Below are 25,461 nucleotides of genomic sequence, written 5' to 3'. Positions count from 1 at the left end.
TCACCCGGTCCTGTTTGAAGTGCACAATCGGTTGGAAGAATGGCTCTACACGCCTGCCCAGGCCGCCCTCCCATGGGGTGCGCGCTAGGGGACGGGGCCTTTTGGCTCTGGGCAGGCGTCAGCCTCAACACCCCGCGGCCTGGGTTGAGCGGCGTCCTCTGCTTCATCCGCTCCTTCCGGGCCGCTGCCTCTCTCCTCCCGCTCGCCTCCTCCGCTTGGGGAGCGTGTACTGGCACACGCAGACCACGAACACCGCGGGGCGTGCGCTGTATGACAAGGTTGCCAAGCACCTGGGCTTCATCCTTTATTCGCGCGACCCGATTTGAGGAGCATCCGATGGCACGCGTCCGCGTTGAAAGCTTTTCCCTGTCGCTCGACGGCTTCGGCGCCGGCGTCGACCAGAGCCTGCAGAACCCGCTGGGCGTGCACGGCTCCGACTTGCACCAATGGTTCATCGGCACCCGAACCTTCCGGCGCATGGTGCTGCGGCAGCAGGACGGCAGCACGGGCCTGGACGAGGAGTTCGCTCAGCGCGGGTTCCAGAACATCGGTGCGTGGATCCTGGGGCGCAACATGTTCGGGCCGGTGCGCGGGGCGTGGCCGGACGAGAGCTGGAAAGGCTGGTGGGGCGACGAGCCGCCGTACCACGTGCCGGTGTTCGTGCTGACGCATCACGCACGGCCTTCGCTGGCGATGAAGGGCGGTACGGTTTTCCATTTCGTCACGGGCGGTGCCGATGAAGCGCTGGCCCGCGCGCGCGAGGCCGCGGCGGGCAAGGACGTGCGCATCGGCGGCGGGCCGCACACCATCCGCCAGTACCTGCAGGCCAAGGCGATCGACGAGCTGCACCTGGCGATCTCGCCTGTGCTGCTGGGGGCGGGCGAGCGATTGCTCGAAGGCGTGAACCTGCGCGAGCTGGGTTACCACTGCGTGCGCACCGCGGCTTCGGAGAAAGCCACGCACGTGATCCTGGCCAAGGAGGGCGACTGAAGTACCGCTACCTGGAGAAGACTCGGGAATCTCGCCGGGGGTACCATTCGGGCCGCACCCCTTCACATATCGAGACTGCACATGCTGGATCCCCGACGCGAGAAGCTCCACCCCCATAACAGCCACCCGGACCTCAGCACCTGGTCCGACTCCGAAGTCGAGGCGGAGTTCCTCGATGTGGCCAATGTCCGCATCCGCTACCTGGACTTCCGCGCGCTTGAGGACACGGACAAGCTGAGCCTCTACGCGCACTACAAGCAGGGCACCGTCGGGGATACCTCCGAGCGCACCACGCCCCTCGACGACAAGGGCGCCATCAAGAACCTCTTCTGGAAGAGCCTGCAGGGGATGTCGCGGGCCGACGCGCAACGCAACTACCTCGCCACCTACCACCGGCTGCGCCGGCAACTCCACGGCGAGGACGAGCTCCCCAAGATCCAGGAGATCCTGCTCGACACCATCATCCAGACACGTCACCGCAAGCAGTGGCTGCGCGAGGGCTACGCGCGGCAATCCCTGATCCCCTTCAAGACGGAATACTTCACCACCCTCTACCCGGATCAGCTCTCCCCGGAGATGGCGGCGGAGTACGCCTCGAAGGTAGGCGTCCGCTACAAGCACACCATCGCGCAACGCTATCTGATCGATCTCCGGGCGACCCGGCCCCCCACGCCCGTCAACGACGCCCAGTTCCAGTTCTTCCTCACCGGGATGAGCTACTCGAAGCTCATCTTCCCCTTGAGCTCCCTGGAGCGCTCGAAGCAGCTCCCGTACCTGGAGCTGTTCGGGCTGAAGGGCGACAGCGGGGACATCCACCTCATCGACACCACGCCCGTTCACGCCCTGCCCATCCAGCCCGAGAGTGGATGCCATCTCGGTCCCGCGGTCATCTGCCTCGTCAGGGACCCCGCGACCCGGGAGCTGCGCCCCACCGCGATCGCCCTCGAGAACATCAACGCCGTAGAGCGCTTCCCGCCCCGGGTGGACTTCCCGGAGACGCTGAAGACGCTTCACGTCGTCCACCCGGACCATGGGCTCGCCTGGGATCTGGCGAAGCTGTACGCCCTGCAGGGTGTCGACTACGTGCTGGGATTGGGCGGGCACGTCGTGTTGCACGTGTCGCTGATGACCCCCATCGCGCTAGCGCTGCAGGACACCCTGCGCCAGTGCGGTGCGCACTCCGTCTACGCCCGGATGCTCGAGGAGCACACCTACCTGCTGCTGGCGACGAACTCCTTCGTCCTCCACTCCGAGTATTCGGTGCTCTGGCCGGACTACCGGCAGCAACCTTATGACGCGTTCTGCGTCTCCGCCGACCTGGAGAAGGAAGACTTCGACGATCTGGGCGGGGCCTTCCAGATCGCCCGGCTCATGTTCAGCGGGTGGAGGAACCATCCGTTCTTCACGGAGGTGGACGACGCGCGGCTGCTCCACAACGTGGACGGGGCCAGCGATGTGGGGACCTACCGGTCCTTGTTGCGGCGCGTGAAGGAGACCGTGGACGCGTTCGTCCAGGGCGTCGCGGCGCTGGTGGGGAGCGATGACGAGGAGCAGCGCTTCGTCCGCGTCTTCCGCGAACGGCTGATGGCCCACCTGCCGGAGAAGAGCACGCTGGCGGGTGAGCTGCGCGCCGTGACGGACGACGGCTGGATGCGCGAGGTCCTCTCGTACGTCCTCTGCAACTCCATGGAGCACTCGATCGACCACTTCCACGCGGGGATGATGGCGGAGGCGACACACCCCAGGCTCCGCCAGCCCATCGACTTCGCGGACCGGAGCCGCGACCCGGCGCACATCCACACCCGGGTTGGAGCGCTCAACACCCTGAGCGATCGCTCGAAGTACTACCTGCTCAATGAGATCACCAAGAAGGACCTCACCGTGAAGACGTACGGCGACCTGTTCTTCAAGGAAGGAGGATACTTGGGTGGCCGCGCGCATGGGCGGAAGGAGGCTCTGCGGGGACTCGAGCAGCGGTTCGCGGCGCGGATGACGGAGCTGTGCGCCGCGAGCGGCTCGGACCACGTGGAGTTCTGCGACATCGCCACGAGCATCCAGTTCTGACGCCCAGCACTTCCACGCGCGCTGAGCAGAGCGCTCAGTGCCCGGCGGTCCGCCCGCGGGGCAGCACGTTCCACAGGGTGGCCATCACCGCCGCGCCGACCAGCGCGAAGGGCAGGGGCCACAGCTTCCACACCTGCCAGCCGTAGTCCTGGGTGATCCAGCCCACGAGCAGGCCCGTGAACGGCGCAGCGAAGAAGTACTGCATCCCATCAAAGAGGCCGGCCGCGGTCGCCGCGCCGCGCCTGCCGCCAAAGTCCATGGAGGCCGCGCCACCAATGAGGCCGTGCGCGCCGTTGACGAAGAACGAGAGCAGCGCCATGCAGAGGCACGCCGCCACTCCTCCGAGCGCCAGGGCGTCAGCTCCCCAGAAGAGGGCCAGGCAGGTCGCCATCCCCAGGAAGCCCATCACGACGACAGGAGCGCGGCGGGTTTGGAACACGCGATCCGACAGTATCCCCAGGGTGAAGCCCCCGGCGATGCCCGCCAGAGCGATGCCCCAGGCGGTGGCCTGGTACAGCGCGTCGCTGCCCTGAACGTGGTGAACCTCCTTGAAGTAGGCAGGCCACCAGGCGTCCACCACGCTGCGGCGCACGAAGCCGATCATCACCGAGGCGAGCGCGATGGTCCACATCGTCCGGGTGCTCAGCACCTTCTTCACCACGACGAGCACGCCCACGCGCTCGCCGGGCTCGCCCATCAAGGCATCTCCCGTGTCGAAGGGAGGAAAGCCCGCGTCCTCGGGAGTCTCCACCACGTAGGCCCACGTCAGCACCCCAAACAGCGTGACGCCGGCAGCCGGGATCCAGAAGCCCCAGTACCAGGGCAGGAGGGAGGCGATGAAGGGCACCACGGAGAAGCCCAACACGAGCCCGAGCCGGATGAGCACGCCGAAGATCGCGCCGAACGTCCCGCGCTCGCTGGTGTGGAACCACTGCGCGTTGATCTTCACGATCGACAGCGCACCGAAGGACTGGAAGTAGGCATTGCAGGCCCACACGCCAGACAGCACATAGGCCAGTTGCCTGGGAGTGAGCCCACCGGCGATCTGCGCCGCGGTGACGATCACCCGGGCCTTCCCCTCCCCCGTGATGACGGGCGGGGCGAGCACCAGCAGATGGCACAGCCCGAAGAGGATGTTGAACACCACGACGCCCACGGCGCCAATGAGGAACGCCTTGCGCCCCCCGATCTTGTCGGCGAGGGGCGCGTTCACCAGGACGGAGAGCCCGTAGATGAAGGGCATCGCTGTCTCCAGGAAGGAGAGATCCTTCTTCGTCCACCCGAACGCGTCGAGCAGGAGGGGACCGAGCGCGGTGTAGTTGTACCGCGTCATGTAGAAGAACGCGTAGAGCAGCCCCACCAGCATCCAGTTCAGGATACGGCGGCTGCGGTAGCCGTCGGCAAAGGCAGGGGCGGCGGACATGGGCACTCCGAGTCCAGGGGCGCGCTTGCCTACCACGGCAGAGAGCGCCTGCTCAACCGGGCTCTCCAGCAAGCGCCTAGGGAGAGATCCAGCGAGCGCGGCGAGCGGGGCCTCGCAGGGGTGGAACTCAGGAGGCAGAGGTGGGTTGGATCGCTCTCGCCAGAGGCTCCGAGCGGCGGGTTCGAATGCCGCCGCTTCCACTCGCTGATCCCATTCTCCTGCGCTGATCTCTTTACTCGCCTCCCTTGGCTTCTCAGCGCACGTAGCGCGCGAGCAGCGCCGCCATGTCCTCCAGCGGAGCGCTGGCGTTGGAGAGGCCAGCTTCCACCACCACGCGCGGCATGCCGTACACCACGCAGGACTCGGCCGACTCGGTCAGCACACTCCCGCCTGCTGCACGGATGGCGCGCGCGCCCGCCAACCCGTCATCCCCCATCCCCGTGAGCACCACTCCCACGGTGGCCGAGCCCCAGCTCGCCGCCGCGCTCTCGAAGAGGACGTCCACCGAGGGGTGATGCGGCGCCTGGACCGGCACCCGATCCAGCCGTGTCCAAGCTTGATCCCCGTCCCGCTCCACGCGCAGGTGCATGCCGGCCCGCGCCAGCACCGCCCGCCCAGGCTTCAGCTCCACGCCCTCCGCGGCCTCCACCACCTCCAGCGCGCTCTGGTTGTCGAGCCGCCGCGCCAGCGCCTCCGTGTAGCCCGCGGGGATGTGCAGCGCGAGCGCCAGCGGCGCCGGGAAGTCCTCTGGCAGCGCCGAGATCAGCCGGGTGAGCGCGGCGGGGCCTCCCGTGGAGGTGCCCACCACCACCAACTGCTGCGCTGGCGCCGCTACCACGGGGACAGCGCGCTTCTCCCGCGGCTGTAGCTCCACAGCCGGGCGCACCACCGCCCCCGCCGCCGTGCGCACCTTGGCCACCAGCTCCGCGCCCAGCTCGTAGAGCCGATCCGTGGCCAGCGCCGTGGGCTTGTGCACCAGCTCCACCGCCCCCACCTGGAGCGCGGCCATGGCCAGCTCGCTCTCCTCGCCCGCGCTGCTCACCACCACCACGCGCGGCGAGGGCACTCCCGCCAGCGCCTTCAGCACCCCCAGCCCATCCAGGTGCGGCATCACCAGATCCAGCGTCACCACGTCCGGGCGCAGCTCGGCGATCTTCTCCAGCGCATCCAGCCCGTCCCGCGCCGTGTCCACCACCTGGATCCCCGGCGCCGCGGAGAGCACCTGCCGCAGCACCTTGCGCGCGAAGGCCGAGTCGTCCACGACCAGCACCTGGATGGGGGAGGCAGTCACGGGCCCTCCTTGGGGCGGGTATAGAAGAAGGCGCCGCGCCGCTCCTCGCACACCAGCGCGGTGCCGAAGCGCAGCAGCGACTCGGAGGTGCTCACCAGCAGGCTGCCGCCGGGCACGAGGGCGCGCGTGAGCGAGTCCACCACGCGCCGCGCGGTCTCGTCCTGGAAGTAGATGAGGACGTTGCGGCAGAGGATGGCGTCGAAGGGGCCCAGGGCCGTGATGGCCGCCGCGTCCACCAGGTTCAGCCGGCGCCACTCCACCGCGGCGAGGAGATCCGCGCGGACCCGCGGCCGACCGTCCACCACGGTCAGGTACCGCCCCTCGATGCCCGCCGGCAGCGCCCGCATCGCGCGCAGGTTGTGCTCGCCCGTGCGCGCCCGGTCCAACGCCCGCTGGCTGTAGTCACTCGCCAGCAGGGCCACCCCGTCCAGCACGCCGCGCTGGTCGAGCATCATCGCCAGCGTGAGGGGCTCCTCGCCCGTGGCGCACGCCGCGCACCAGAGCCTCGGCCGACGCCCCGCGCGCACCGCGAGCGCCACCTCGTCCGCGAGCACCTCCAGCGGCAACGGATCACGGAAGAAGTAAGTCTCGTGGACCAGCAGCGTGTCGATGAGCGCGTCCAGCTCGGTGGTGCCAGCCGGGTCGAACTTGAGGAAGCACCAGTAGTCATAGAGCCGCGCGAACCCCGCCTCCTGCGCCCGAGCGGAGATCTTGTCCGCCAGGATCTCCCGGTCCTCTTGCGAATAGTGCAGCCCCGCGCGCTCCTCGATGAGCGTCGCGAGGATGGAGAAGACCGGGGGAGACAGCGGTAGCGAGGGCATCAGCGGCTCAGCGCAAGGAGGCATGCACGACGCACCTCCGCGTCCTCATCCTGGGCGGAGGCCCGCTCCAGCGCTTCTCGAGACTCCACCGTGCCCAGCGCCGCCACCGCCGCCGCCGCCGCACGCCGGCCCGCGGGGCTGCTCGACTCGAGGGCGCTGATCAGCGCCGCCCGCGCATCCGCGCGCTGCATCCGCGCCAGGGCCGCCACCAGCAGCGGCGCCACACTCTCGTCCGCCGACTCCAGCGCGGTGAGCAGTCCGGGGATGCGTCCCTCGGCCGGCAGCGCCAGGGCGCTCACCACCCGCTCGCGCAAGGCCGGATCCCCCAGCAGCGAGACGAGCGCCTGCGTGGCGGCCGTCCCCGCGCGGGTGGCCAGGAAGCCCACCGCCGCGCTGCGCACGCTCTCATCCGGATCTCCCGCCGAGCGCAGCAGGGCCGTCACCGTCTCGGGCGTGTCGTACTCGGCCACCGCCGAGAGGGCCACCAGCCGCGTGGCTGGATCTCCCTGCGAGGCGGCCTCCATCAGCACGGGCAGCGCATCCGGCCGCTTGGAGACGCCCAGGCCCAGCAGCGCCGCCCGCCGCACGTCCGAGTCCCCCGACGAGGCCGCGCGACGCAGCGCCAACATGGCGCTCTCGGTGTGCAGGTGGGCCAGCGCATCCACCACCGCCACGCGCACCTGGCCCGCATCGTCGTTGGCCAGCGCGACGATGGCGTCCGCGGCGGCCTCTTCGTTCAGCTTCCCCAGGGACTGGCACGCGTAGTAGCGCACCCACGGATCCTTGTCGTTGAGCCCGCCCAGCAGACACGAGGTGACGCGGGCCTCCTTCTCCGTCTGTCCCAGGGCCCGCATGGCCGCCGCTCGCGTGCGCTCGGAGTCGTGGCGCGAGGCCTCCAGCAGCGCGTCCACCGCGCGGGGATCATCGATGAAGGGCAGGCCGTAGATGGCCGCGTCCCGTAGCCGCTCGTCCTGCTCGCGCATGGCCTGGAGGAGCACGTCCAGCCCGCGGGAGTAGCCGAAGTAGGAGATGATCCGCAGGGCCGCGCGGCGGCGGCGGGGATCCGCGGAGCGCGCCGCGGTCAGGGCCAGCTCCTCCGTCTCCTCGTTGCCGAGCGACTGGATGGCGCCCACGGACGCCTGGGCCACGCGCTGATCATCGTCTCCCAGGCGCTCGAAGAGGGCACCCACGGCGGAGGGATCTCCAATCCGGGAGAGGGTGTCCGCGGCCAGGGCTCGCACCGTGGGATCTCGATCCTCCAGGCACAGCATCACCTCCGGCACCGCCGCTGCGCGCCGGGCGACCAGGGGCAACAGCACCAGCCGCCGCGCGCTGTCTCCCTCGCGCAGGGCCTGGAGAATGGGGCCGTCCGCCTCCGGGCCCAGCTCGATGAGGGCGCTGGCCGCCGCGCGCGCCACGGTCGGCTCCGCGTCCAGCAGCGCCAGCAGCCCCATGGCCGCATCCGGGCCTCCCGCCCAGCCCAGCAGCCGAGAGAGGGCCGCCTTCTCCGCCGCGTCCGCGCCCGAGAGACACCGGGCCAGCCGGCGCCCCAGGTCTCCCGGGACCGAGCGCGAGCGCAGCGCCGACTGCACCACCCGCGCGCCGCCGAAGCGCTGCACCTGCGCGTCGTGGATCTCCACCAGCGCCACCGCCGCCACGCGCATCATCGCATCGGTGCCCCGCTGGAGCAGCCCCACCAGCGCGGGCACCGCGGCCTCCTGGCCCGTACGCCCCAGGGCGCGCGCCGCCTCGGTCGCGTAGAAGGGATCCGCCAGCAGGCCCAGCAGCGACGGCACCACGGAAGGATCCCCGGAGCGCCCGAGCACGTCGATCGCGGGGAAGATGCGGAAGAAGTTGCCGCTGCCCAGCGCCGCCAGCAGCGCGTCCACCGCGGCGCCGCCGCCAATGCGCCCCAGCGCCTCGATGGCGGCCACCGCGACGTTGTCATCCGGGTGCACCGTCAGCGTCGCCAGCAGCGGCACGGCGCGCCGGCTCCGGCGCCGGCCCAGCACCTGGGCCGCGTCACAGACGACGGCGGGGCTGGACTCCCCTCCGAGCGAGATGACCGCGTCATCCACCTCCCCCGTGGAGGCCACCAGCGCCTCCACGGCCGCGGCGATCCGGGCCTCGTTGTCGCGCCGGTGACGGAGCAGCTCGCACAGCGGCGCCACGGCCGGAGCGCCCATGCGCGCCAGCGCGCCAATCACGGCCCGGCGCACCGCCCAGCTCGGCTTGTCCAGGTCCGCCAGCAGCGCGTCCAGGCTGGTGGGCCCGCGGCGCGCGAGCGCCTCCACCGCCTCCACCTGGAGGCGGTCCTCCGAGGACAGGGACAGCGGATGACTGGGAGCCCTCACGCCTTCTCCATCGCGCGAGCCGGCTTCCCCTCCGGCCTCCACGCGCCTCCGAGCAGTCCGTTCAACCGCGCCAGGTGCTCCACCTGCTCCCCCTGCATCCGCGACAGCTGCGTCAGCCGCGCCGTCACCTCACGCACCTCGCTCGCGGTGGTGGCCGTGCCGCGCGCCTGCTGCACCGTGGTGGAGGCGATCTCCCGGGACCTGGCGCGCATGTCCTCCACCGCGCGGGCGATCTGCTCGCTCATGCTCGCCTGCTCCGTGGAGGCGCGCGCCACCGCGGCCAGGGTGGACACCTGGCGGTTGGAGGTGGTGGTGATGGAGGAGAGCACCTCGGCCTGCTCGTCCAGCGCGCGCGCCGTCTGCTTCGACACCCGGCGCACCTCCTCGCCGCTGCGGGTCAGCGCGGAGAGCGCCTGGCTCTGCTCCTCGGTGGCGCGCGTCACCTCCGTGGCCAGCTTCGCCACCTGGCGCGCGGCCATCTCGCTCTGCTTCACCGCGCGGCCCTGCTCGGTCACCGCCTTGGCCACGTGGGACACCTGCTTGCGCGTGTCCTCCATGGCCCGAGCCACCTCCGCGGCCCCCTTGGCCTGCTCCGAGAGGCCGGCGAGGCTGCGCTGGGTGACCGACGCCATCTCCTGCGCGACCGTGGTCATGCCGGACACCTCCTTGCTCTGCGCCACCATGGCCGAGCTCACCTGATGCACCAGCGTGCGCATCTGCGTGGCCGTCTTCGCCAGCTCTCCGGCCGCCGTGGCCTGCTCCTGCATCGCGCGGGACACCTGCTCGGCGGCCGTGGCGAGCTGTCCGTTGGAGCGCACCGCGTCGCGCAGCGCGCGGGCCTGATCCCCCGTGGCCTGAGTCGTCTGCTTGGCCATGCGGCGCATCTCCGCCGCGCCCTGGGCCAGGGCCTGGGACGCCTGCGCCTGCTCCGCGGCCGAGGCGGCGATGAGGCGCCCCTGCTCGCTCACCCGGGCGGTGGCCTGCGAGAGGCTCTGCACCGCCTGCACCTGCTCGCTGGTGGCGCGGGACACCTCGCGCACCGTCGTCCCCAGCTCCTCCACGCCCTTGAGGATGGAGCCGAGCGCCCGCTCCGCGTCCGTCGCGAGTGACGCGCCCTCGTCCGCCGCGCGCACCCCGTCTCCCGTGGCCGCCGCCGCCTCGCGCGCCGTGTTCTGCAGCCCGCGGACGATCTTCGCCACGTCCGCGCTGGCCGCCGCCGCCCGGTCCGCCAGCGCGCGGATCTCCTCGGCCACCACCGCGAAGCCGCGCCCGTGCTCGCCCGCACGCGCCGCCTCGATGCTGGCGTTGAGCGACAGCAGGTTGGTGCGGTCGGCGATGAGGTTGATGGTCTGGACGATGTCGCCGATCTCCTCGGCGCGCCGGCCCATCTCCTTCATCACCCCGGCGGACTCGGTGATGGACTGGCGGATGCGGGTGAAGCCGGAGATGGAGCGGGCCACGGTGGCACCGCCCTCTCGCGCGGTGGTGCCCACGCGCTCACCGGTGGCACGGGCCTCCTCGGCCATCTGCGCGATGCGGCGCGTGGCCGTCTCGAGCTGGCCGGAGGCGCTGGCGCTGGCGCTGGCCAGGGAGTTGATCTGCTCGGCGCCCCGGGCCACCGTCTGCGCGGAGCGGGCGAGCTGCTCCACGGTGGCGGCGTTGGCATCCACCGTCGCCGCGTTCTTCTCGGCGGTGGCGGCCACCTCCTCCACGCTCGCGGCCACCTCCGTCACGGTAGAGGCGGTGGCGGCGGCGGAAGTCTCCAGCGTCCGGGCGTGCTCGGCCACCCCGCGCACCGAGCGCGCGAGCTCCTCGGTGGTGGAGGCCGTCTCCTCGACGCTGGCCGCCATGGTGGTGGCGTCCTTGGACACCTCGCTCAGCCCCTTGCCAATGCCCACCACGGCCGTCGTCACGGCGGACACGCGCTCGCCCACGCCCTGGGAGTCCGCGGCCAGCCGCGAGATGCCCTTGGACATCTGCTCCATGGTGGCGGCCACCTCCTCGGTGGCGGCGGCGCTGGCCTGGTTGCGCGCCACCATGTCCGTCACGGTGGCGTTCATCTGCGTCATGGTCGCCAGCAGCTCCTCGCTGGCGGCGGCCAGGTCCTCCGCGCTGGCGCTGACCCCCTTCACGGAGCGGGCGGCCTGCTCCAGGGTGGCCGCGGTGCTGTCGGCCGTGGCGGACAGCGAGGACGCATCCTTGCGCACGCCGGAGATGGAGGCGTTCAGCTCCTGCAGCGCCCCGGCCGTGGCCTCGAACTCCTGCTGCACGCCTCGGGCGGACTCGCTCACCGAGCGCTGCGAGCGCACCAGCGCTTGCACCGAGACGGCCGTCTCCTCCACGCTGGCGGCCACGGACTCGATGGAGGCGCGCACCTGCTCGCTGGCGGCGGCCTGCTCGTTGCCGCTGGCCGCCAGCCGCGTGGCGAGCTGCTCCACGCCCTGCAACACCCCGGCGCTCTCCTGCACCGAGCGGGAGGCGCTCTCCGCGAGCACCCGCGCATCCTCCACGCCCGGCGTGCCAACCATGTTCTCAGTCGCCATGAGCCTTCTCCTCCCCAATGACGCGGGAAAAATCGATGAGCATCACCAGCCGCGGGCCAATCTGGGCCACGGCCTTCACGAAACCTCGGGCCTGATCCGCCACCATCGGAGGCGGCGGTTGGATCTGATCAGGCGCCAGCTTCATCACCTCTCGGGCGCTGTCCACCAGCAGCCCCACGGTGCGCGAGCCGAGCTGGCCCACCACCACGCGCGAGTCCAGCGTCCGCTCCCCCGGCGGCATGCCGAAGCGCGTCCGCGCGTCCACCACCGGCACCACCCGGCCGCGCACCTGCACCAGCCCCGCCACATGAGCGGGCGCTCCTGGCACGGGCGTGGCGCCGGTGAAGGACTCCATCTGCAACACCTCGGAGGCGGGGATGGCGTACTCGGCCCCAGCCACCTTGAACACGACATGCAGCGTGCTCATGCCACGCCCCCTCTCTGCACCCAGCGCTCGGTTCGCGAAGCCCCTCCGCGCGTGGCGCCCAGCGCGGGCAGATCCAGCACGAGCGTGGGCAGCCCATCTCCCAGGTCCGTGGCCCCCGACACCCCTGGCACCCGGACGAGTGGATCCTCGAGAGGACGCAGGACGATCTCCTGCTGGCCCAGCAGCCGGTCGACGGCGAAGGCCACGGGCGCGCCGCGCTGCCGGACGATGAGCGCCTTGGGCCCCAGCCCCTCGCGTCCGGAGTCCCGGCTCAGCAGCCGCTCCAGCGCCACGAGCGGGACGGCCTGCCCGCGGCGCTCCACCATCGTCACCCCGCCGTCCGCGAGCCCGGGCGGGCGGATGAGGCGGGTGGAGTCCACCTCGATGATCTCCTCCACCGCGCTCACGGCCACGGCGTAGCGCATGGCGGCGCACTCGAAGACGAACGCGTCCACGATGGTGATGGTCAGCGGCACACTGAGGATGAACGTGGTGCCCTGGCCGGGCCGCGTTTCCAGGCTCAGCTCGCCGCCGAGCTGATCCACGATGATGCGCTTGACGATGTCCATGCCCATGCCACGCCCGCTGGTGGCGTCCGCGGACTCGCGGGTGGAGAGGCCGGGGCGGCACATCAGCTCCAGCAGCTCGGCGGAGGATTCCGGCACGGGCACTCCCGCGCGCGCGGCCACGGAGGCGGCATCCACGCCTCGTCCGTCATCGCTCACGCTCAGCTCCAGCCGCGTGCTGGTGCGCGCATGGCAGGCCAGGCGCACCACCCCTTCCTCGGGCTTGCCCGCGGCGCGGCGCTCCTCGGGGCGCTCGAGGGCGTGATCCACCGCGTTGCGCACCAGATGGACGAGCGCGGGCAGCAGCCGATCCGCCACCGCCTTGTCCAGCTCCGCGTCGCCCACCTCCTGCACCAGCCGCACCTGCTTGCCAGTGGCGCGGCGCAAGCCTCGGACCAGCAGCGGCATCCGCTCCAGCACATCGCCCATGCGCACCATGCGCAGGTGAAGGATGGCGGCACGCAGATCCCTCAGCTGGCGCGCATTCTCCTGGAGCACCTGGAGCAGCTCGCGCGTGGGAGCCCCCGCCGCGGTGAGCTTCGCCACGGCGTGCGCCAGCTTCGAGCGGTTGACGACGAGCGCGGCCAGCCGCTCCAGCGCATCATCCAGGCGGGGCACCTCCACGCGCAGCACCCCGTTGCGGCGGGACTCCACGGAGGGACCTTCGTCCTCCAGCCCGAGGGGCTCAGCGGAGGCCGCTGGCGCGGGAGGGGGCTCGGCGGGAGCGGACGACAGGTGCTTCACCTGGGCGGGAGGGCCTCCCACCGCGTCGAGCAACGCCGCATCCTCCGCGTTCGTGAGCAGCAGCAGCGCGAAGGTGAGGTTGCCTCCGCCCGTGGCGGGGCCTGCCACGGGGACGACCTTGACGATCTCCGCGAGCTGCCCCAGGCGCTCGCGCACGGTGTTGATGGTGAGCCCCTGGGAGGCCCGCTCGGCGGAGGGCACGTAGTCCAGCCGGATCGCCCGCCGGCCGGAGCTCACTCCCGCGAGCAGCTGCTCCTGCTCGGACAGGGAGAGCTTCGAGGCCAGCGCGGGCTCCAGCTCCAGCATCTCGGCGGCCGGCCGGCCGGCACGTCCCTGGGGACTGGGCTCCAAGGCCTCCAGCCGCTCCAGCAGCTCCTTGGGGACGGTGGAGACCGGCTTGCCCGTGGCGAGCTGACGCACCCGCTGCTCGATGGCGCGCAGGCCCTCCATCATCGGCTCGATGCTGGCCTCGGGCAGCCTCCCGCCCGCCTGATCGGCGTGACGCAGGGCCGTCTCCATCCAGTGGGAGAGGGAGACGATGGGCTCCACGTCGATCATCGCCGACAGGCCCTTGATGGTGTGCAGGGCGCGAAACAGCTCGCGCACGGTGCGCGGGCTGGCGGAGCGCTGCCTCGCCGCCGTCTCCAGCGCTAGCAGGTGGGTGTGGGCAGCTCCGAGCAGCTCCTCCACCTCGGCGAGGTAGGCGGGGAGGAAGTCCGCCAGGTCCACGCTCAACCGCGCCCCCTCTCCAGCAGTCCTTTCACTTCGGAGAGGATGGAGTCGGGGGTGAAGGGCTTGGTCATGAAGCGGTCCGCGCCCGCCGAGAGCGCCCGGGTGCGCGACGCCTCGTCACCTCGGGTGGTGACGATGACGATGGGCAGGTGGCGCAGCGTGTCCTGGCCGCGAACGAACTCGACCACCTCGATGCCGCCAATATCCGGCATGTTCAGGTCGAGGACGATGAGATCATACGGCTTGAGCGACAGCCGCTCGATGGCCTCCAGGCCGCTGGAGGCATGGGTGAAGGTGAGATCCGGGTAGGGCCGCAGGCAGGCCACCACCATGTCCCGCATCACCTTGCTGTCATCGACGACGAGTACCTCAGGCATGAAAGTCCTCTGGAAACGACCGGCGAACCTAGAGGGATTCCACGGGAGAAAAAGGTTCTACCCGCCGAGCTACCACTGCATCGCCCAGTGGGCGACATTCCGGAGCGTGAGCTGTACAAGGATGTAGCGGCGCTCGTACCTCGCGCCCATGAACTCCACCTGCTCCAGGTGCGAGCAGCCTGGGTAGCGCCCGTCTGCTCAGGCCTGCGCGGGCGGCCGGAGGTCCCTGTCCCTGTCCACGGTCGCTCCCCCCCGCGGCAGGTGGACACGGAAGGTGGCGCCCTGGCCCGGCACGCTGTCCACCGTCACCGCGCCGCCATGGGCCTCGACGATGCGGCGCACCCGGTACAGCCCCAGCCCCAGCCCGCCATAGTGCCGCGCGGAGACAGCCCGCTCGAAGCGCTGGAAGAGGCCCTCTACCCGCTCGGGGGCGATGCCGATTCCGTGGTCGCGCACCTGCAGCACCGCCGTGTTCGACTGGGACTCGAGCGCCACCTCCACGGGCTTGCCCGGGCCGAACTTCATCGCATTGGCCAGCAGGTGCTTCACCACCTGCGCCATCCGCACGCGGTCCCACCGTCCCGGGGTGCTGGGCATGGGGTTCACCACCAGGTGACAGCCGGCCCGCGCGGCCTCTTGCTCCGAGCGGGCCACCGCCTCGCGCACCACCTGCGCCAGGTCCACGTCCTCCAGCTCCAGCCGCGGCGCCTGGCTCTGGAGCTGGGACACGTCCAGCAAGGTGTCCACGAGGCTGGCGAGCCGTTCGATCTGCCGGTCCGCGGTGGCCAGGGTCTGGGTGAGCCGCTCCGGCGTCCAGGGCCTGTCCTCCAGCAGCGTCGTGCTCACCCCTTGGAGCCGCAGCCGCAGCGCCGTCAGTGGTGTACGCAGCTCGTGGGCCGCCACGCTGAGGAACTCGTCGCGCGTGCGGACGGCCTCCTGTGTCTCGCGCAGCAGGCGCAGCCGCTCGGTGACGTCATCGATGATGCCCGCCATGCGGATGGGCCGGCCCGCGGCATCGCGCAGGGCCCGTCCCCGGCTCACGCAGGCGCGGTAGCCGCCCTCGGCGTGACGCAGCCGGAAGGCGACATCATACGGCGTGCCCTGCTCCAGGTGCAGGGACAGGGCATTGACCACGGCGTCGCGATCCTCGGGGTGCAGCCGCTCGACGAAGCCCTCGTAGGTGCCCAGGAAGACCTCCGGTGGCAGCCCGAGCATCTCCAGCAGGCGCGGGCTGCACCAGAACGTGCGGCGGCGCAGATCCCAGTCCCACACTCCATCGTAGGAGCCGGCGACGATGAGCCGGTAGCGCTCCTCGCTCTCGCTCACGGCGCGCTCGGCCTGGGTCAGCAGCCCCACCTGGCGCTCCAGCCGCCGGACCATGCCGTGCAGGTGCTCGTCCACCGAGGGGCTCGGCTCCGAGGCGGCGGCGACGAAGCCCCCGTGGCGCAGCTCTCGCAGGAGCGAGCCCAGGATTTCATCTCCCTCCTGGGTGCGGCGCACGAAGCCGTTGGCGCCCACGTTCTGCGCCATGCGCAGGTCCAGCTCATTCGGAGCGTCGAGGTGCGTGAGGAGGACGGGCACATGGGCCAGCCGAGGCTCCTTGCGCAGCGTCAGACACAGCCGGAAGCCATCCAGCCGAGGCATCAGCACGTCGGCGAGCACGGCATCCGGCTGCCGCCGCCGCGCCAGCTCCAGCGCGGCCGCTCCGTCGTGAGCCATCACCACATCGAAGCGGAAGGGCGCGAGCAGCAGCTGGAGCAGCTTGCGCGAGACGGGATCATCATCGGCAATCAGGATGGTAGGACGGTGCAGGCCCTCGATGGCCTGGGCCCCGGGCGGCAGCACGGCGCGGACGGCCTCCACCAGCGCCCCGAGGGAGAGCGGGTGCCCCAGGAAGAGGGCCTGGAGCTTCTGCCGGTTCAGCCGCTCCTGCTCCGCCGCGGAGGCGATGACCAGCAGGGGAACGCCCAGGGCCTCCAGCGCACGGCGTGGCGCATCCTCGGAGGCCAGGCCGTCGAGGGGCGCGCTCGCTTCCAGGACAATGGCATCGGGCCGGGGGCCCCAGGCGGTGATGGCCGAGACTGTCTCCGCCTCATGCACCTGCCAGCCCTGGCTCTCGAGCGCGAGGGTCTGGAGCGCTCGAACATGCGGCGAGCCCGAAATAAGGAGGAGGAGGGGCTTCATCAAGGTGTACGAGCGGGATGCACGGGCATGGGGGAGGCCCTCTTCCAGAATGGAAGGGGCCAAGTGTCGGCATCGATGCCATCGAGTCAAGACGCCATTCCGGCATGTGTTGAAAGTTGCAACACAAAACGCACGCCGGACCGGAGGTTGGAGCGCCGCCTCGCCCGATCCCTGGAGGACTCTGCAGGGAGGCCCTTCGGCTCGCGGTCTCGCGCCAGGGCGCCCTACCGCTTGAGCTTCCGGTACAAGGTGGCGGCTTGCTCGCGCGGCACCCTGGCACATACGCTCGCGCTCCCATCCGGAGGCCACGTCCTCCGTCCCCACCGTGAGAGCCTGGGCGCTGGCCGGCGGCGCTCCTCACTGAAGAGAGCTTCGCGGTGGCGCCCTTGGAGCAAGTCCCATGACCCCCCACCCGATGGCCGACACGCGCGGCGGAGCCGTGACACGCTGGCCATGCGTGGCACTGGCGCTCGCGCTGGCCCTGGCCTTGCCCGGTTGTCCGGGCCCCACTCCGGATCCGGATCCCGAGCCGCCCTCGCCGACCTTCCGCCTGGAGCTGGGCCAGGGAGCGTCGTTCACACCCATCACCGAGGGAGCTCCCCTGTTCGTGCAGCAGGGCTACCAAGGCGGCCAGATGACGCTCGTGTCGCTGCGAGCCTGGGAGCTCTCGCCCCTGTCCACCACCGTGGAGCTGGCCCTGACGAACGTCGACACCGGGAAGAAGGTGTCCCAGGACTACCGAGTGCGCCTGTCCTTCTCGCCCGGCGGCGATCCGGAAGCGCCCGCCGAGCTGACAGGCCTGCAGCTCGTCCTGTCCGGCACTCCGCCCGTGGGCCAGACTGTGCGGCTGACAGCCACCGTGCAGTCCGCGTCCGGGGAGAAGGTCACCGACTCGCGGACCGGTCCCCTGCAGTGGCAGCCCAGCCCCTGAGAGCGGTTGCTCCACCCCGCACGCCCAAGGAGGGCCGTGTCATGCATGAAGACTCATCTCCACCCCTGACCTCGAGAACACTCGGCGGAGGGCTGGCCCTGCTGCTGGGCGTTCTGCTGAGCGCGTGCCCCGACCCGAAACCGCCGCCGGAGCCCGAGCCCTCCTGGAGCGTCGTGGCTCAGTCGCGCCGCGAGGCGCTGCTGTCGATCTCGGGCCGCTCGCGCTCGGACATCTGGGCCGTCGGGGCGGACCGTGGACGAGGCCCCCTGGTGCTGCACTACGACGGGACGGCCTGGCAGGAGCTGGCCACGGGATACCGCGGAGATCTGTGGTGGGTGCACGCCTTCGAGCAGGGCCCGGTGATGCTGGCGGGAGCGTCCTCCACCATCCTGCGCTACGAGAACGGCCAGTTCACCCGGATGAGCACGCCGGGGCTGGCTCGGCACATCGTATATGGCCTGTGGGGCTCGCGGCCGGATGACGTGTACGCGGTGGGCAGCGCCTCCGGCCGAGGCGGCTTCGTGTGGCACTACGACGGGACACGGTGGAGCAACGTCGAGCTGCCCTACGCGACCATGCCCCGCACGCCGGACGGAGACCTCCCCGGCCTCTTCAAGGTGTGGGGCAACGGCCAGGGAGACGTGTACGTGGTGGGAGCCTCCGGCGTGGTGCTGCGCTCGCGCTCGGGCGGGGCCTTCGAGCTGCTCCCCACTGGCACCACGAGCCGGCTCTTCACCGTGCACGGCGCGGGCGACACGGTGGTCGTCGTCGGAGGCGAGGGCCAGGGCGTGCTGCTCGAGCTGAACGCCTCCGGGCAGTTCGAGGACCGGACTCCGGACGGGAGCCCGCTCTTGCAAGGCGTGGCCATCGCTCCGGACGGCACCGGCTGGGCCACCGGCTTCCGCGGAGAGATGTTCCGCCGGGTGAAGGGCCAGTGGGAGCACGTGGACCACGGCCTGCAGCTCGACGTGCAGTCGCTCCACGCGAGCTGGGTGGATCCAGCGGGAGGCGTGTGGGCGGTGGGCGGCAACGTGCTGTCGAGCGGCCTCAACAACGGAGCCCTCCTGCAACGCGGCCCCGAGGTGCCCGCCGTCCCGCCCTCGATCATCCCCGAGACTCCCCCGGCGAGCTGTCCAGCGGAGCAGGTGGATCCAGTCCCCGCTGGCTCCATCGCGCGCCGGTGGGACGAGCAGCTCCTCGGCGCCATCCGCCGGGACGTTCCCCGCCCCACGGTGCACGCGCGCAACCTCTACCATGTGTCCGCCGCCATGTGGGACGCGTGGGCCGCGTATGACGCCACCGCGGACGGCCTCTTCGTGCGCGAGAAGCACACCGCCGCGGACGTGGCCGCCGCTCGCGCCGAGACGCTGAGCTACGCCGCCTACAGCGTGCTCCTGCACCGCTACTCCCAGGCGACGGGAGGCGCGACCTCCAAGGCGTGCTTCCGCGCCTTCATGCAGAAGCTGGGGTACGACCCGGATGACACGAACACGGTGGGAGACAGCCCTCGGGCGCTGGGCAACCGCATCGGCCAGACGCTGATCAGCTTCGGCGCGGATGATGGGGCCAACGAGCAGCAGGACTACAAGGACACCACGGGCTTCACGGCGGTGAATCCTCCCCTGGTGGTCGAGGATCCCGGGGCGACGGTGTCGGATCCCTCGGTCTGGCAGCCGCTCAACCTCGCGGTGGCCGTCACGCAGAATGGCATCGACGTCACGGCGGGCGTGCAGGGCTACATCGGCGCGCACTGGGGACGCGTGACGCCGTTCGCGCTGGTGCGGCCCACCAGCGGCGGGCTGTACCTGGATCCAGGCCCCGCGCCCACGTTCGGCGCCGAGCTGCGCGACCACGCGGTGGAGGTGATCCAGAAGTCGAGCTGGCTGGGCGATGAATCGCTGGTGGACATCTCTCCCGGAGCGCTCGGCAACAACAGCGTGGGCGCCAACGATGGCACGGGCCGCGCGCTCAACCCCGTCACTGGCCAGCCCTACGCCCCCAACCTCGTGAAGCGCGAGGACTTCGGGCGCGTGCTGGCCGAGTTCTGGGCGGACGGCCCGAAGTCCGAGACGCCACCGGGCCACTGGAACGTCATCGCCAACCAGGTCGCGGACTCGCCGGGGTTCTCGCGGCGCCTGTTCGGCGCGGGCCCGCCGGTGGACGCGCTCGAGTGGGACGTGAAGGTGTACCTGGCGCTCAACGGCGCCGTGCATGACGCGGCCATCACCGCCTGGGAGATCAAACGCGCCTTCACCACCGTCCGTCCCATCACGCTGATCCGCTACATGGGCGGGCTCGGGCAGTCGTCGGATCCGAGCGCTCCCTCCTACAACCCGGCGGGCCTGCCGCTGGTGCCGGGGCTCATCGAGCTGATCACCGCCGAGAGCTCCGCCCCCGGCGCCCGGCACGCCCACCTGGCACGCTTCCAAGGGCAGGTGGCGGTGCACGCCTGGCGCGGAGAGCCGGCCGACAAGCTGCACGAGGCGAGCGGCTCGGGCTGGGTGAGAGCCGTCGAGTGGATGCCCTACCAGCTCCGCACCTTCGTGACGCCGGCCTTCCCGGGCTTCATCTCCGGCCACAGCACCTTCAGCCGGGCCGGGGCCGAGGTGCTCGCGGCGCTCACCGGCAGCGCGTCCTTCCCGGGCGGCCTGGGCGAGCACGTCGCCGCCCGCGACACCTCCCTCGGCTTCGAGCGAGGCCCCACCTCCGAGGTGCGCTTGCAGTGGGCCACCTACTATGACGCTGCGGATCAGGCGGGACAGTCCCGGCTCTGGGGCGGCATCCACGTGGAGCCGGATGACTTCGTGGGACGCCGGCTGGGGCAGAAGGTGGGACTGGCCGCCGTGGAACGCGCCCGCCACTTCTTCGACGGCACCGCCGTGCCCTGACCCAATCCCTGGAAATCAGGCAAGCCCCCAGGGCTCCCCCCGTCCGCGTGTTCACTACCGGGCGTGCGGGAGCCCTTCAGCGGGTCAGTCCAGGTCGCATGCAGCCCTACAGAACAAAGAAGCGAACGTTTACAATAAGTCTCTATGACTTTAAGCTTGATTCCAGGACACGAAGTGCAAATACATGGCGCCGCAGATTTTCGCCCCTGATCTGGAAACAGCGAGGGGGCCGCCTGGAGGCACATACATGGAGACGAAGGGGCTGCGCGACTTCCTGGAGATTCCGTACGACGAGCTGGAGGGGATGAACCTCCGGGTGAAGGAGCAGCGCCTGCGGCGCGAGTCTCCGGACAAGCTGCGCGAGGAGCGCATCAAGTACCTGACCGACGAGAAGCGCATCAAGGCGGTCACCGTGTGCTTCACCGATCTCGAGGGTCGGCTGCACATGCTGGACTACGACAAGAAGTTCCTCCTCAAGAGCTCGGACAACCTCACCTTCGACGGCTCGTCCATCCGCGGCTTCTCGGCGCAGGCCGAGAGTGACTTGCGCCTCAACCTGGACTGGCCGTCCTTCTACTGGCTGCCCTCGGACATCTTCGGGCCCGGCAAGGTGCTGATGTTCAGCGAGGTGCTCGAGCGCGACGGCACCCCGTACCACTCGGACATGCGCGGCCTGCTCAAGCGCATCACCGAGCAGATGTACCAGAAGGACGGCACGGTGTTCCACGCGGCGCCGGAGATCGAGGGCTTCCTCTTCAAGGGCCGCGACGCCGAGCGCCACTACCACGAGACGGGCAAGCTCGAGTTCGTCTCCACGGGCGGCTACTACCACTCGCTGCCGGGTGACGCGCTGCGCTCCTTCATCGACAAGGCCGCCGAGGCCCAGCGCGCCATGGGCTTCCAGAACGAGAAGGACCACCCGGAGGTGGCGCCCAGCCAGTTCGAGATGAACTTCTCGTACAGCGAGGCCCTCATCTCGGCGGATCAGATCCAGCTCTACAAGCTGCTGTGCCGGCAGGTGGCGGCGCAGATGGACCTGACGGCCAGCTTCCTGCCCAAGCCGGTGACGGGCGTGAACGGCAACGGCATGCACATGAACATGTCGCTGTCCAAGGGCGGCAAGAACCTGTTCCACGACAAGAACGGGCAGGATGGCCTGAGCCAGCTGGGCTGGGACTTCCTGGACCGCATCCTGAACAACGCCAACGACATCTGCCTGGCGCTCAACTCGAGCGTCAACGCGTACCGCCGGTTGGATCCGCACTACGAGGCGCCCAACCAGATCAAGGCCAGCCCGAACAACCGCGGGGCCATGGTGCGTATCCCCTTCGGCAACGAGCGCAGCGCGCGCATCGAGTGCCGCTCGGTGGCGCCGGACGCCAACCCGTACATGGTGCTCTACACGCTGCTGAAGACGGGCCTGGAGGGGCCGCAGCCGCAGGAGGACGCGGAGAGCAAGCGCAGCCGCACGCGCTTCCTGCCGGACAACATCTTCGACGCCATCCGCCTGTTCAAGGGCAGCCAGTTCGTGGCGCAGGCGCTGGGTGAGAACGTGCAGGGCAAGTACGCGGAGCTGAAGCAGGCCTCGGCCGAGCGCTGCCCGAAGCAGCTGGGCACCCGCGTGAAGACGGCGGAGATCCAGTTCCACCACGAGGTGACCAACCAGTACCTCTGGAACCAGTTCTAACCCGTCAGTGCTGAGCTGATGTGACGAGGGCCGCCACTCTCCCGAGGGAGGGCGGCCCTTGTGCTTTCAGCGTGGGAGCGCGGAGTCAGGGCGCTTCAGTGGATGCAGACTCCGTTCGTGCAGTTGCCCGAGGCACAGTCCTCGCCATACACGCACCCCGTGCCTGCCGGGCAATCGCTGGCACTGCCGCCATACATGCCCTCCACCTTGAAGCCGTCGTTGTCGACCGTCTCGACGATACGCTGGTTGCCGAAGCTGCCAGCCCTGGGGGTTTTCGTACCGTTCGTGAGCCTCACCGTGGGAGAGCTGGCCCAATCCACATCCATGGAGAGGCCGGGCGCATTGTAGACGGCCGACCGGATGGCATTGGCCACGTCGTTGGCGCTGTACCTCTCGGTGATGAAGACGGCCACGTTCCCGGGCTCGACGCGACCATCCTTGTCGAACTCAAAGACCTTTGAAGGGTGGACACCGTCACTGACGGTGAACGTCTCTCCACCGTGAATGGATTTGCCCTCCACAGCGGTAATGGTCCCGGTCGCCTGCGCATAATGATACTCCTGACAGGAGGCACCACAGGTACCGCAGGCATCCCTGTTGCCATCATCGCAGGCTTCCCAGGATTGGAGATGATGGTCGCCACATGACGCGCTCCACTTGCAGTTGTCGAGACAACTACCGTGACCATTATTGGCCCCGTCGTCGCACTGCTCTCCCGCGCTCGTGTTGAGGACGCCGTCTCCACAGCGCGCCACCGTGCAGTTGGCGTTGCAGGTGCCGGTCTCGCCTCCGGTGTCGCACTGCTCGTGGGCGGTGACGTTCACAATTCCATCACCGCACCGAGCGGCGGTGCAGTTGAAGTTGCAGCTGGCGGACTCGCCCTGGGTGTCGCACTCCTCGTGGTATTTGCTGCCCTTCGAATCGACCACTCCATCACCACACCGGGCCACGAGACACTGACGGCAGTCGTCGTTGTCGTCGGCGTTTCCGTCATCGCACTCCTCGTTGGAGCTGAGGACGCCATTGCCACAACCCGAGCCCGAGCTGCAGTTGGCGTCGCAGCCGTCACCATCCTGCGTGTTGCCGTCGTCGCACGTCTCCCCCACGGCGAGGTCGACGATCCGGTTGCCACACTCCTCCATGGAGCGGCAGTCCGCGCTACAGCCGTCTCCGTCCTTCTTGTTGCCGTCGTCGCAGACCTCTCCCGCGGCCTGATCCACCTTGCCGTTGCCGCACAGCTCATTGGAGCGGCAATCCGCGCTGCAGCCGTCGCCGCTCACGTTGTTGCCGTCGTCGCAGGCCTCTCCCACGGCCTGATCCACCTTGCCGTTGCCGCAGCGCTCATCCGATCTGCAGTCATGGCTGCAGCCATCTCCGTCGCGGAGGTTGCCGTCGTCGCACTGCTCGTCGGCCTGGACTTCGCCATCGCCACAGGAGGTGGAGATGCACACCGCCTCGTTGGCGGCGCAGCGCGTCCCTTCAGGGCATTCGAGCCCATCCACGCACTTCTTGCTCCCCAGTTCGAGGCAGGAGGCCAGCGGAATCATCAGGAGCGCCCACCAGAGCGCCACGGAACGAGAAATCACCACGGGAATGGGGTTTTCGCGTCTCATCGGGAACCTCAGTACTGAAGGGTGAGGACGACACCGTTCACGTCTCGACCGAGCACGGGCATGACCATCAGCCCCTGTCTGCGATCGAGTTCGTCTGGATCGAGCCGATGGACCTGGTCGCGGTTCAGGAAGATCAGCGCCGTGCCAGTCACGAGGGCCGCCCCTCCCGCGGCTATCGTCCCGAAGGACACCTTGTTGAGTGTCTCCAACCGGCTGCGTCTGGAGGCCAACTCTGGCTCGCGGCAGCCCCCGTCCACCGCCCCTCTCGAGCAGTCAACGACGTGGGTATCAAAGGAGTGGTAACCCTGACGGGTCTGCCAGTAGAGGAGCCCGCCGCCCGCGGCGAGAGCTCCTCCCACTCCCATCACTGTCCTGGAAAGCCAAGGCGTCCATCGGGGCTCGTACTCCAGGAGCTCGTCAGGCTTGTAGAGCTTGAGAGATAGGCGATGAATCTTCCCCGCCGAGAGGGCGACCGTCTTTTCCCGGCGCTGATAGCCCTCCGCGCTGACCGAAAAGATGACGGGCCCCGGGTGCATCAATCCCGTGTAATGCCCGTTGGCCAGCGCTACCGGCAGACCGTTCATCATCACGATGGCGCCCGGGGCGTCACACGTAAACTCCACCCGGGCCAGCTGGTTTTCCAGTTGCTGCTTGTGGAAGAGAGCATGCTGGTATTTCTGGGGTCCCAGCGCCGCTTCGCCGCCTTTCAGGGCCTTCTCCAGCTGCTCATACAGCTCGAGGGGGCGGTTCATCTGGATCAGCGCCAGCGCCAGGTTGTAGTGAGTGCCTGGATGGTCCCAATACTCCAATGACTTGTGATACATCGCCTCCGCGTCCGCGTAGGCAAATTGCTTCATCAGCTTGTTGCCATCCTCCAATATCCGCTGAGCGTTCTCCTGATTCTGCTTGGAGGCGGTGTGGCTCCAGAAGAAGCCCTCGCCGGTCAGGAGCTGGGTTGTCTGTGCGTTCGACGGGCTCGCACTCAGCCACAGCAGCGCGAGCGCCAGATAAGGACCGACGAGTTCCTTGATCAGCCGTCTCATCGGGTGCCTCCATTCAGGACTTCGATCAAGGAGCTTTCGCCGAGGGCCTTTTTGAGACGTTTTTCCTTTTCCTCCACCTCTCGGCGAAGTTCTTCCGCGCTCTTGTCCGCGCGGATCTTCTCTTTCTTCGCGCGAATCTCATCGCGCTTGGACTTTCTCAATGCGGCATTCTCTTGCAGCAGGGCAGCAGAGAGTCTCTCTTTGGCGCTCTCCGCCTCTGCTTTGGCCCTTACTGCATTCTCCAGGGCCTCCCGCCGCTGCTGCTCCTTGGCCTGCGCCTCGGCCAGGTTGCGCTCAGCCTCGTCCTTGGCTTTGCGTTGCTCGGCCTCTGCGAGCTGCGCGGCCTCGGCTTGGCGCACCGCCTCCTGCTTTTGGCGCACCGCCTCCTGCTTGGACTCACGGATGATCAGCAGCGCCACCGAGGAGGCCGCCACCAGCAGGCCCAGGAACACCATGGCGCCCACGGCCAGCGTCCGCTTGCGCCGGGTGTCCCTGGCCGCCAGCGCGAACACCGCCGCCAGGAAGTCCTGCTGCATCCGGGGCAGTTCCCCTCGGTAGCGGCGCTGGAAGCGCTGCGCCTCCTCCACCAGCTCGCCGCGCCACAGCAGATCGCTGTCTCGCTCCTTGGCCTGCCACTGCCGGGCCGCCACGCGCAGCTGCTCCAGGAAGGCCGTGTCCTCCTGGCCCTCGTCCAACCAGCGGCGCAGCGTGGGCCAGCTGTGGATGAGCGACTCGTGGACGATCTCCACGGTGGCCCCGCCAGCGCTGCCCCCGGTCTGCACC

Annotated in this window: 17 protein-coding genes; 5 read left to right on the top strand and 12 right to left on the bottom strand. The window is 69.7% G+C overall.

Going from position 1 to position 25,461, the window contains the following annotated elements; genetic code table 11:
* The first annotated feature begins 336 nt into the window (after positions 1–336).
* On the top strand, positions 337–990 hold the full coding sequence (locus ACJ8AT_RS05745; RefSeq protein WP_407736594.1) for a dihydrofolate reductase family protein: 654 nt from the start codon (positions 337–339) through the stop codon (positions 988–990).
* A gap of 81 nt (positions 991–1,071) precedes the next feature.
* Positions 1,072–3,054, top strand: coding sequence for an acyl-CoA-binding domain-containing protein (locus tag ACJ8AT_RS05740; protein WP_407736593.1), 1,983 nt, complete (start codon positions 1,072–1,074; stop codon positions 3,052–3,054).
* Positions 3,055–3,088: 34 nt separating this feature from the next.
* Here the strand turns inward: ACJ8AT_RS05740 and ACJ8AT_RS05735 are convergent, their stop codons facing one another.
* From ACJ8AT_RS05735 to ACJ8AT_RS05695, 9 genes are all read right to left on the bottom strand, one after another.
* A complete protein-coding gene (locus ACJ8AT_RS05735) occupies positions 3,089–4,477 on the bottom strand; it encodes an MFS transporter (protein WP_407736592.1) in 1,389 nt (462 codons plus the stop codon).
* A gap of 253 nt (positions 4,478–4,730) precedes the next feature.
* The gene (cheB, locus tag ACJ8AT_RS05730) at positions 4,731–5,768 is read right to left on the bottom strand and encodes a chemotaxis-specific protein-glutamate methyltransferase CheB (RefSeq protein ID WP_407736591.1); all 1,038 of its coding nucleotides are present in this window, start codon (positions 5,766–5,768) and stop codon (positions 4,731–4,733) included.
* On the bottom strand, positions 5,765–6,613 hold the full coding sequence (locus tag ACJ8AT_RS05725) for a CheR family methyltransferase (RefSeq protein WP_407736590.1): 849 nt from the start codon (positions 6,611–6,613) through the stop codon (positions 5,765–5,767). Before ACJ8AT_RS05725 ends, cheB begins: the two co-directional genes overlap by 4 nt.
* Positions 6,589–8,943, bottom strand: a complete 2,355-nt coding sequence (locus ACJ8AT_RS05720; RefSeq protein WP_407736589.1) for a HEAT repeat domain-containing protein — start codon at positions 8,941–8,943, stop codon at positions 6,589–6,591. Before ACJ8AT_RS05720 ends, ACJ8AT_RS05725 begins: the two co-directional genes overlap by 25 nt.
* Entirely contained in the window at positions 8,940–11,486 is a 2,547-nt protein-coding gene (locus ACJ8AT_RS05715; RefSeq protein WP_407736588.1) for a methyl-accepting chemotaxis protein, read from the bottom strand. Before ACJ8AT_RS05715 ends, ACJ8AT_RS05720 begins: the two co-directional genes overlap by 4 nt.
* A complete protein-coding gene (locus ACJ8AT_RS05710; protein WP_407736587.1) occupies positions 11,476–11,913 on the bottom strand; it encodes a chemotaxis protein CheW in 438 nt (145 codons plus the stop codon). Before ACJ8AT_RS05710 ends, ACJ8AT_RS05715 begins: the two co-directional genes overlap by 11 nt.
* Entirely contained in the window at positions 11,910–13,952 is a 2,043-nt protein-coding gene (locus ACJ8AT_RS05705) for a chemotaxis protein CheA (protein ID WP_407736618.1), read from the bottom strand. The genes ACJ8AT_RS05710 and ACJ8AT_RS05705 overlap by 4 nt, the downstream gene beginning before the upstream one ends.
* 2 nt (positions 13,953–13,954) lie before the next feature.
* Positions 13,955–14,332, bottom strand: a complete 378-nt coding sequence (locus tag ACJ8AT_RS05700) for a response regulator (RefSeq protein ID WP_407736586.1) — start codon at positions 14,330–14,332, stop codon at positions 13,955–13,957.
* A gap of 198 nt (positions 14,333–14,530) precedes the next feature.
* A complete protein-coding gene (locus tag ACJ8AT_RS05695) occupies positions 14,531–16,516 on the bottom strand; it encodes an ATP-binding protein (RefSeq protein WP_407736585.1) in 1,986 nt (661 codons plus the stop codon).
* A 400-nt stretch (positions 16,517–16,916) separates the two neighbouring features.
* Here ACJ8AT_RS05695 and ACJ8AT_RS05690 point away from each other — a divergent pair, with 400 nt between their 5' ends.
* From ACJ8AT_RS05690 to ACJ8AT_RS05680, 3 genes are all read left to right on the top strand, one after another.
* The gene (locus tag ACJ8AT_RS05690) at positions 16,917–17,447 is read left to right on the top strand and encodes a hypothetical protein (RefSeq protein ID WP_407736584.1); all 531 of its coding nucleotides are present in this window, start codon (positions 16,917–16,919) and stop codon (positions 17,445–17,447) included.
* Between the two features lie 41 nt (positions 17,448–17,488).
* Positions 17,489–20,335, top strand: a complete 2,847-nt coding sequence (locus tag ACJ8AT_RS05685; protein ID WP_407736583.1) for a DUF6851 domain-containing protein — start codon at positions 17,489–17,491, stop codon at positions 20,333–20,335.
* 247 nt (positions 20,336–20,582) lie between these two features.
* Positions 20,583–22,022: a glutamine synthetase family protein gene (locus ACJ8AT_RS05680; RefSeq protein WP_407736582.1), complete on the top strand. Its 1,440-nt coding sequence runs from the start codon at positions 20,583–20,585 to the stop codon at positions 22,020–22,022.
* A 95-nt stretch (positions 22,023–22,117) separates the two neighbouring features.
* On the opposite strand, the gene ACJ8AT_RS05675 is transcribed toward ACJ8AT_RS05680, so the two are convergent.
* The 3 genes from ACJ8AT_RS05675 to ACJ8AT_RS05665 are packed head-to-tail and all read right to left on the bottom strand — an operon-like array spanning position 22,118 to position 25,427.
* Complete coding sequence (locus ACJ8AT_RS05675; RefSeq protein ID WP_407736581.1) at positions 22,118–23,611, bottom strand: DUF4215 domain-containing protein; 1,494 nt, start codon at positions 23,609–23,611, stop codon at positions 22,118–22,120.
* A 32-nt stretch (positions 23,612–23,643) separates the two neighbouring features.
* Complete coding sequence (locus tag ACJ8AT_RS05670; RefSeq protein ID WP_407736580.1) at positions 23,644–24,678, bottom strand: hypothetical protein; 1,035 nt, start codon at positions 24,676–24,678, stop codon at positions 23,644–23,646.
* Complete coding sequence (locus ACJ8AT_RS05665) at positions 24,675–25,427, bottom strand: hypothetical protein (RefSeq protein WP_407736617.1); 753 nt, start codon at positions 25,425–25,427, stop codon at positions 24,675–24,677. Before ACJ8AT_RS05665 ends, ACJ8AT_RS05670 begins: the two co-directional genes overlap by 4 nt.
* Positions 25,428–25,461: the final 34 nt, after the last annotated feature.

Origin of the sequence: Hyalangium sp., from assembly GCF_045802625.1 — a bacterium.
GTDB lineage: Bacteria > Myxococcota > Myxococcia > Myxococcales > Myxococcaceae > Hyalangium.
The sequence above is the reverse complement of the archived record's forward strand: the minus strand, read 5'-3'. Positions and strand labels throughout refer to the sequence as shown.